1 protein-coding gene is annotated in these 930 nt (G+C 57.4%); it reads right to left on the reverse strand.

What is annotated here, in order from left to right:
* A partial coding sequence (gene vgrG / locus L2I46_RS29210; RefSeq protein WP_236948418.1) for a type VI secretion system tip protein VgrG occupies positions 1 to 930 on the reverse strand: 930 nt, incomplete at both ends.

Here is a 930-nt window from a genome sequence, read left to right on the forward strand (position 1 = left end):
AGATTTTTCATCGCACCGATATCAAGATGTTGACCGGCATTGATCATGGTATTGCGGGTGCTGCTGAGCTGAAGATGTTCTCCTGAGGTCAGTGCCACTCCCTGCGGAGCACTACCCAGCAGGACCGAAGACTGGAGGTCTTTGATTTTGTCGGTCACAAAATTAATCTGGGTATTGATGTCGCAGACCAGGGCTCCGGCGGCTTCAGCTGCGCTGTTCAGCGCCTGCATCTGGCTGTTGGCCTGGTTAATCTGGTTGATGGCAGGGGCCATTTCCAGCACCGGGCCCCGGGCTTTGGCCTGGGCATCCGCCGTCAGGAACAGCCCTTTTGCCGCACGAACCGCGCCATGCTCATCCGTTCGCAGTTCAAAACCGGCCCCGCGTTTTTCACGCTGGCCATTGACCAGGTGCCCCATGTTCAGCTGCGTTTTGCCGTACTCCGTCGCGAGCTTGATATGCTCCTCGCCCCGCTTGTCTTCCATTCGCAGCTTATTGTTCGCCGGGGTACGCCAGACGTTCCGCGTATGATTGTCACTGGTGACAGGGTCCGGATGTTCTGAATCATGCAGGGCATAGGCGATGTAGGGACGATCCGGATCTCCGCCGTCAAAAACGACGGCCACTTCCGTTCCGTCGATAAGCGGGGAGTGGAATCCGTAGGTATCACCGGCATAGGGTTTAGCCAGTCGCAGCCACACACAGGCATAGCCCTGTTCAGAACTGCTGCGGTCAAAGTCCAGTTTTACCCGGTAACGCCCATCCGGATCGAGCCAGGAACAGGTGTCGCCTTTCTGTGTGCTTTCCACCCGGGCAGGCAGCGAGCCGGATATCACCGGGCGATTGAGCAGTGCCGGACGATAACAGACGGTTTCACTGTAGGGGATACCCTCAAACGTCAGCGTAAAGCTACTTTTGCGCGAACCGCTGGTG

Source organism: Klebsiella sp. 2019SCSN059 (genome assembly GCF_021739525.1).
In the GTDB taxonomy this organism is placed as follows: domain Bacteria; phylum Pseudomonadota; class Gammaproteobacteria; order Enterobacterales; family Enterobacteriaceae; genus Klebsiella; species Klebsiella quasipneumoniae.